Consider the following 6,773-nt stretch of genomic DNA (forward strand, 5'->3'; position numbering starts at 1 on the left):
CCGGGATAACGTGCCGAATATGAGACGCGAGAGAGAAGGGGCCCACGCCCCGCAGAGAGCGAGCGCGGCCGTCACCGCCCTCGACGGGGAACCCGACCCGGTCGACGCCCGGCTCGGCGCCCGCCTCGCCGAGCTGAGAGCCGAACACGGCTGGTCGCTGGGCGATTTGGCCGACCGCAGCGGAGTGAGCCGGTCCACCCTGTCGCGGGCGGAACGGGCCGAGATCAGCCCGACCGCCGCGCTCCTCAACCGGCTGTGCGCCGTCTACGGACGCACCATGTCGCAACTGCTCAGCGAGGTCGAATCCGCCCCCGCCCAGGTCGTCCGCGCCGCCGACCAGCCCGTATGGCGCGACGACACGAGCGGCTTCGTCCGGCGCTCGGTGTCGCCGCCACTCGCGGGACTGCGCGCCGAAGTGGTCGAGGGACACCTCGAACCGTACGCGGACATCGCCTACGACCAGCCGCCCGTCCCCGGCCTCGAACAGCACATCTGGGTGCTCGACGGCCGCCTCGACCTGACCGTCCAGAGCGTCACGCACACCCTCACCACCGGCGACTGCCTGCGCTTCCGCGTCTGGGGCCCCACCCACTTCCACTGCCCGGGCCCCGAAGCGGTGCGCTACGCCCTGGTGGTGGTCCTCCCGTGACCCTCCCCGTCCGGCGCCTGACGCCCACCCGACTCCGTGCGCACGCCGAGGCGTTGGGGGAACTGCTCGCCGACGTCGTGAACGGCGGCAGCTCTCTCGGCTTCCTGCACGGACTCACCGCGCGGGCCGCCTCCGACTGGTGGCGCACCCTCGCACACGCCGTGGAACAGGGCGCCCTCGCCGTATGGGCCGCCGTCGACGAGCCCTCGGGCCGCTGCCTCGGCACGGTCTCCCTCGCCTTCACCGACAAACCCAACGGCCGACACCGGGCCGAGGTCGTCAAGCTGATGGTCCACCACTCCACGCGCGGCAAGGGCCTCGGCCGCACCCTCCTCGCCACCGCGGAACAGGCCGCCGCCGACGCGGGCATCACCCTGCTCGTCCTGGACACCGAGACCGGCAGCCCGGCCGAGAACCTGTACCGCGGGGCCGGCTGGACCGAGGTGGGCGTCATCCCCGACTACGCGGCCGACCCCGCCGGGAACCTGCGGCCCACCACGCTGTTCCACAAACACCCCGCACGGACCCTCTCGGCAGGTCGGCAGGTATGAGCGCGGACGGGGCAGGGGAGGTGCAGAGGACCCGCACACCCCACCGACGACCAGGAGCCGCCCCATGACCGACCCCGCGTACACCACCAGCGTGCTGAGCACCGGCGACGGCGCCGCCGTGGCCACGTACACCTGGCTGCCGGACGGCGGGACACCCCGCGCGTTCGTGCAGATCGCCCACGGCGCGGCCGAGCACGCGCTGCGCTACGACCGGTTCGCCCGGCACCTGACCGCGCACGGCTACGGCGTCATCGCCTCCGACCACCGCGGCCACGGCGCCACCGCCGCGACCACCGGCGGCCTCGGCGTCACCGACGACGCGGAGCCCGGCAGGGTCGACGCCTGGATCGCGATCGTCGAGGACCTCAAGGCCATCGGCGACCAGGCACGGGCGCTGTACCCGAACGTCCCCTTCGTCCTGCTCGGCCACAGCCTCGGCTCGCTCCTGGCCCGCGAGTACGCGCAGCGCCACCCGGACGATCTGGTGGGCCTGATCCTCTCCGGTACGTTCCGCTCGCTGCCCGGCGCCGACATCGAGGGCTCCGTCGCGGCCCTGGAGGCGGAGATCGCGCGCTCCGGCCGAGCCGCCCTCTCCTCCTACGTCCCCGACCTGTTCGCCTCGTTCAACGATCCGTACCCGCACCGCACCGGCTTCGAATGGCTCTCGCGCGACGAGGCCGAGGTCGACGCGTACGTGGCCGACGAACGCTGCGGCCTCCCCTTCTCGGCGGGCCTCGCCCTGGACTGGGTCCGGGCCGTGCGCCGGATCAACGACCCCGTGAACCTCGCCCGGATCCCCGCCGACCTGCCCATCCACGTCACCGTCGGCACCGAGGACCCCTGCAACCAGCGCATGACCCTGGTCCACGAACTCCTGGAGGACTTCCGGTACGCCGGTGTCAGCGACCTGACCTGGCGCGGCTACGAGGGCGCACGCCACGAGATCCTCAACGAGACCAACCGCGACGAGGTGCAGGCGGACCTCACGGCCTGGCTGGACAAACGCGTGCCGTGACCGGGCCGCACCGGGCCTGCGGAAGCGACTGTCAGTGCCTCTGGTTACGGTTCCTCCCATGCCGGACGCCGAGGATGTACGCACCATCGCCCTGTCCCTGCCGGAGACGACGGAGAAGATCGCCTGGTCCATGCCGACCTTCCGGGTCGCGGGGAAGATGTTCGCCACGCTGCCCGAGGAGGAGACGTCGATCGCCGTGCGCTGCCCCAAGGAGGAGCGCGACGAACTGGTCCTGGCCGAGCCGAAGAAGTTCTGGATCGCCGACCACGAGGCGTCCTTCGCCTGGGTCCGTGCCCGGCTCGCCGCACTCGACGACACCGACGAACTCCGCGCCATCCTCACCGACTCCTGGCGCCAGGCGGCCCCGCCCCGACTCCTCGACACCCACCCGGAGCCGGTCCCGCCGACCGCGGACCGAAACCCCGTGGGGGCGGGCCCGGGGCCCGTGGCATGATCCGCCCTTGACGGTGGAGCGGCGGGAGGAGCCGGACGGGCATGAGTGGGGACGGCACGCGAAGCGGTGGCCCGGACGGCGTCGACCGGGCACCCCGCCCGGGCGGCATCTGGTCGCGGGAGTTCGGCCTCTTCTTCACCGCGCGGGCCGTCGCCAAACTCGGCGACACCATGCTGCCCGTGGCGCTCGCCGCCGGACTGCTCCAGTACGGCTACGGCGCGGGCGCCGTCGGTCTCGCGATGGCCGCTTCCGTCGCCTGCTTCGCCGGACTCGTCATATTCGGCGGGGTCTTCGCGGACCGCTTCGACACCCGTCGGCTGATGATCGGCGCCGACGCCACCCGCCTGCTGTCCCAGTCCCTCGCCGCCGCCATGTTCTTCACCGGGCACGTCGTGCTCTGGCAGATCTGCGTCATCGGCGCCGTCAACGGGGCGGCGTCCGCACTCTTCCAGCCCGGCGTCGCCAGCACGGTGCCCCGCCTCGCCGACGACGTCCAGGCCGCCAACGGCGCCATCCGCGTCGCCGAGTCCGGCTCCCAGCTCGCGGGCCCCGCCGTCGCCGGACTCCTCGTCGCGTTCGCCTCCCCGGGCCTCGTCTTCGCCACCCACGCGGCGACGTACGCACTGAGCGCCCTGTGCCTCCTCCTGCTGCGCCTGCCACCGGCGTCACCCGACAGCCGCCCCGCGAACAACGGCTTCCGCAAGGACCTCGTCCAGGGCTGGCGCGAGTTCCGCTCCCGCACCTGGCTCTGGGCCGTCATCTCCGTCTGGTGCGTCCTGATGATCGGCGCCTCCGGCCCGGCCGTCCCCCTGATCGCCACCCAGGTCACCCAGGAACACGGCCCGCGCGCCTACGGCCTCGTCAACTCCGCGCTGGGCGCCGGCACCGTGATCGGCGGCCTGATCGCCCTGCGCCTGCGACCCCGCCGCATGCTCCGCGCCGGCTCCCTCGCGCTGTTCGCCTTCGCCCTGTTCCCCGCCGCCGTCGGCGCGGGCCTCGGCGTGCCCGGGATGATGGCGGGCTGCGCGATCGCGGGCGCGGGCATGTCGTTCTGGGGCGTGATGTGGGCGACGAGCGTGCAGACACAGGTGCCCCGCGACGTCCTCAACCGCATCCACGCGTACGACGTCGCCGGCTCCCTCGCCATGGCACCCGTCGGCCAGGCGCTCGCCGGGCCCGCGGCCGACGCGTTCGGTACCCGGCACGTCCTCCTCGCGGGCGGCGCCGTCACCGTCGTCTGCGCCGCCGCCCTGCTCGCCGTCCCGGCCGTCCGCGGCCTCGTCCGGGCCGACGCGCCACCCGTACGCTCCCTCCCTACGCCCGCACGGCGACCGGCGCGCCCAGGAACCCGGTGATTCGCTCCCGTAGCGACGCGGCGTCGAGCCCGTGCGCGGCGACATGCTCCTCGACGCTCCCGTACCGCCGCAGCTCCCGGCGGCCCACCCCGAGCCCGAGCACCCGGTGCGGAAGATCGGCGAGCGCGTCGTTCGCCGCGGCCGTCGACGTACCCGCCAGATACGGTTCGACGAGCACGACGTCGGCGGCGCCGCCCCCACCCACGGCCCGGCGCAGCGCCCCCGAGTCGAAGGGCCGCACGGTCGAGGCGTACAGCACGGTGACATCGAGGCCCGCCGTCGCCGCGAGCACGTTGTCGAGCATCGGCCCGACGGCGACCACGACGCCGCCGCGCCCCTCCCGCAAGGTCAGGAACCGTGCTCCGTCCACCGCGAGCGCCTCCCGGTTGGCCTGCACGGAAAGCCGTACGTAGACCCGCTCGTCGCCCGCCCCGACCGCGTGCCGCAGCAACGTCTCCGCCTCGTCCGGATGGCCCGGCACATGCACGGACCAGCCGTCGAGCGTGTCCAGCAGGGCCACGTCCCCGGGCGCCATATGGGTGAAGCCCCCGGCCGACACGTCGTACGAACCACCGGCGCTCACCAGCACCCCGCCCAGGTCCTGATGCCCGAAGTCCAGCTTGACCTGCTCGAAGGGCCGCTCCACGAGGAAGCTCGCGAAGGTGTGCAGAACGGGCCGCAGCCCGGCCAGCGCGAGCCCCGCCCCGGCCCCGATCAGCAGTTGCTCCCGGATCCCGACGTTGATCACCCGCTCGGGATGGCGGCGCGCGGCCGACGCGAACGGCGCCAGACCGATCTCGGCGAGCACGACGGCCACCCGGGGGTCCTCGTCGAGCAGCCGGGAGACGACGGGAGCGAAACGATCACGCATGCTGTCCATGGCACTCTTCCTTCATCCTTGTCCGGGCGGGTTCAGGCGAACTTGGGCTCGACGCGCGCGACGACCACGTGCGGTCGCCCTGGATGCGGCGCGGTGAACGCCTCGTACAGCGCGGCGTGGTCCCGTCCGTCCACGGTCAGCGTCGACCACCCGGCCGCCTCGAACCGGGCCGCGATGCCACCCGCCCTGCCGTAGGTGGCGGACAGGTTGTCGACCACGACCGTGTGCAGCCGCTCGACGCCGGCGGCCCCGGCGAACGCGATGGCCTCGTGGTTGCTGCCCTCGTCGAGTTCGGCGTCCCCGACCAGGACCCAGACGGCGGCTTCGCCGAGCCCCCGCGCACGCAGCCCGAGCGCCGTCCCCACCGCGATCGGCAGCCCGTGCCCGAGCGACCCGCTCCCGATCTCCGCGCCGGGCACGAGCACCCGGTCCGGATGGTGCCCGAGCCGCGACTCGTGCTCCCCGAACCCGCCCAGCCACTCGACCGGCACGAACCCCTTGGCGGCGAGCACCGCGTAGTACGCCATCGGCCCGTGCCCCTTGGACAGCAGAAACCGATCACGCCCCGGCTCACCGACGCTCTCCGGGCCGACCCGCAGCACCCGGTCGTAGAGCACCCACAACACATCGAGGGTCGAGGTGGCGGCGGGCCCGTGCTTCTCGTCCCCGGTCATCATGCTCATGAGGCGTGGCAGGTCCGCGTACCCGTACGTGTGCCGCCCCGCTCGCGCAGAAGTCGTCGTCATGCCACCCAGCGTGCAACCTCAACTTTGCTTGAGGTCAAGCCTGAGCCCACACGGAGAAGTGATGCACGACCACCGCCCCGAGTGCGGTATGGTTTCCGTGCGCGTTCGGCCAGGGGAAAGCCCAGGTCAGCGGGTATCGGGACGTGGCGCAGCTTGGTAGCGCACTTGACTGGGGGTCAAGGGGTCGCAGGTTCAAATCCTGTCGTCCCGACTAGTTCGAACGATCGAACGTCGCAGGTGAAGGGCCGTTTTCGAACGGCCCTTTTTCTGTTGCTCCCATTGCTCCCAGTGGGAGTAATGGGAGCGGGAGCGCGCTCCCTGTGTCCCCTTGGCTGTTTGCTCCCATTCCGAGCGCTGCGCACATATTCGATTCCTTGGGTGTTCGTTCACATTTGTGCCCGATTTATGATGCCTGACTCCCCGTCGTATGGGTCGGTTTCCGGGTATGGGCTTGCGCTCTTTGCGCTGGTGACGGTCGCTCCCAGTGGGAGTGGGGTCGGGAGCGGTGTCCCCTTGGCTGGCGGGTGGGTTATGGGGGCGTGCGAAATCTTGACCGTATTTCCGATTCGAGATGGTGGGGTATGCGGCATCTGTGGATTCGCTGTTGAGGGATGCATGGAGTTGTTGAATGCGGGTGGGAGCGGTGCGGCGGCGTTCGGTGCTGTCGGGGGATCGGGGGAGCTGTTGGTGGCGTGGGGTGGACGCTGGCGGAGGTTGTGCGCTGTACGCGGATGCGGTGCGCAGGTTGGTGACCGGGCTCGGATGGTGGGGCTGGGGTGGGTGTGGCCAACAGGGCTGAACCCGGCGTACAGCCCGACTCGTCTGCTTTTTCGGTGTGGGGCTCGAAAAGTCATCGCCGCAGTTCAAGCGGCATGTCGGTACTCGTTGATTGCTCCGCTGAGGATCGGGGTGCGCTAGAGCTTGCGGGGCTCGAAACCATCCAGGACTGCTGGTCGTTCCTGGGCCCCAGGCGGTCGTTGGCCGCGGGATCGGTGCGGCCGATGTCGGTTGTAGTGGTCCTGGTACTCGGCTAGGTCGTGTCCGCAAAGTGGTTGGGTCGTTGGTGTCTTCGTGGTGCGTCGACATGAGCTGACTGATGAATCGTGGGCGGTGATCGAGCCGT

Annotated in this window: 7 protein-coding genes and 1 tRNA gene; 6 read left to right on the top strand and 2 right to left on the bottom strand. The window is 71.5% G+C overall.

Annotation, left to right across the window (positions count from 1 at the left end; all coding sequences use genetic code 11):
* Window positions 1-19 precede the first annotated feature (19 nt).
* From ACIRF8_RS36135 to ACIRF8_RS36155, 5 genes are all read left to right on the top strand, one after another.
* Window positions 20-649: a helix-turn-helix domain-containing protein gene (locus tag ACIRF8_RS36135; RefSeq protein ID WP_404222246.1), complete on the top strand. Its 630-nt coding sequence runs from the start codon at window positions 20-22 to the stop codon at window positions 647-649.
* Entirely contained in the window at window positions 646-1,200 is a 555-nt protein-coding gene (locus ACIRF8_RS36140) for a GNAT family N-acetyltransferase (RefSeq protein ID WP_404222248.1), read from the top strand. Before ACIRF8_RS36135 ends, ACIRF8_RS36140 begins: the two co-directional genes overlap by 4 nt.
* 64 nt (window positions 1,201-1,264) lie before the next feature.
* The gene (locus ACIRF8_RS36145; protein WP_404222250.1) at window positions 1,265-2,215 is read left to right on the top strand and encodes an alpha/beta fold hydrolase; all 951 of its coding nucleotides are present in this window, start codon (window positions 1,265-1,267) and stop codon (window positions 2,213-2,215) included.
* 58 nt (window positions 2,216-2,273) lie between these two features.
* Window positions 2,274-2,669: an MmcQ/YjbR family DNA-binding protein gene (locus ACIRF8_RS36150; protein WP_404222252.1), complete on the top strand. Its 396-nt coding sequence runs from the start codon at window positions 2,274-2,276 to the stop codon at window positions 2,667-2,669.
* Between the two features lie 41 nt (window positions 2,670-2,710).
* A complete protein-coding gene (locus ACIRF8_RS36155; protein WP_404222254.1) occupies window positions 2,711-4,024 on the top strand; it encodes an MFS transporter in 1,314 nt (437 codons plus the stop codon).
* On the opposite strand, the gene ACIRF8_RS36160 is transcribed toward ACIRF8_RS36155, so the two are convergent.
* Window positions 3,984-4,904 (bottom strand): transketolase, encoded by a 921-nt coding sequence (locus ACIRF8_RS36160; protein WP_404222256.1) that lies wholly within the window; start codon window positions 4,902-4,904, stop codon window positions 3,984-3,986. The two genes, ACIRF8_RS36155 and ACIRF8_RS36160, sit on opposite strands and share 41 nt — an antisense overlap.
* A 32-nt stretch (window positions 4,905-4,936) precedes the next feature.
* Window positions 4,937-5,650: a transketolase gene (locus ACIRF8_RS36165; protein ID WP_404222258.1), complete on the bottom strand. Its 714-nt coding sequence runs from the start codon at window positions 5,648-5,650 to the stop codon at window positions 4,937-4,939.
* 137 nt (window positions 5,651-5,787) lie between these two features.
* Between ACIRF8_RS36165 and ACIRF8_RS36170 the strand changes: the two genes are divergently transcribed.
* A tRNA-Pro gene (locus ACIRF8_RS36170) sits at window positions 5,788-5,861 on the top strand.
* Window positions 5,862-6,773: the final 912 nt, after the last annotated feature.

Source organism: Streptomyces sp. NPDC102406 (assembly GCF_044765725.1).
Classification (GTDB): Bacteria; Actinomycetota; Actinomycetes; order Streptomycetales; family Streptomycetaceae; genus Streptomyces.

Coding starts and splice junctions, on each gene's coding strand:
- ACIRF8_RS36135 (WP_404222246.1), top strand. CDS start 20: ATGAGACGCGAGAGAGAAGGGGCCCACGCCCCGCAGAGAGCGAGCGCG.
- ACIRF8_RS36150 (WP_404222252.1), top strand. CDS start 2,274: ATGCCGGACGCCGAGGATGTACGCACCATCGCCCTGTCCCTGCCGGAG.
- ACIRF8_RS36165 (WP_404222258.1), bottom strand. CDS start 5,650: ATGACGACGACTTCTGCGCGAGCGGGGCGGCACACGTACGGGTACGCG.
- ACIRF8_RS36145 (WP_404222250.1), top strand. CDS start 1,265: ATGACCGACCCCGCGTACACCACCAGCGTGCTGAGCACCGGCGACGGC.
- ACIRF8_RS36160 (WP_404222256.1), bottom strand. CDS start 4,904: ATGGACAGCATGCGTGATCGTTTCGCTCCCGTCGTCTCCCGGCTGCTC.
- ACIRF8_RS36155 (WP_404222254.1), top strand. CDS start 2,711: ATGAGTGGGGACGGCACGCGAAGCGGTGGCCCGGACGGCGTCGACCGG.